General features: G+C 45.4%; 1 pseudogene. It reads right to left on the bottom strand.

Annotated elements, in window-relative coordinates:
- Positions 1-280: pseudogene (locus H6B31_RS16940) on the bottom strand (hypothetical protein); the annotation flags it as partial.

Raw genomic sequence — 280 nt, forward strand, 5'->3', positions numbered from 1 at the left:
CACGTAGTGTATCATACAGACCTACTTTGTCATATAAATAGTCGAATTTGCCATTGAACAGATAATTTCTGTATTCTCCCGGATTATAGACCTCGGCGATAAAGATCAGTTTCGGATGTTCAGCTTTGATTTGCGGAATCACCCATCCCCAGAATTCTACAGGAACCATTTCTGCCATATCACAGCGGAATCCGTCAATGCCTTTGGCAGACCAGAACAGTAGGATGTCACGCATCTTCACCCATGTGTCCGGAATCGGTTCGAAGTGGCGGCTATGACC

This window comes from Pseudoflavonifractor capillosus, assembly GCF_016899775.1.
Taxonomy (GTDB): Bacteria; Bacillota; Clostridia; order Oscillospirales; family Oscillospiraceae; genus Lawsonibacter.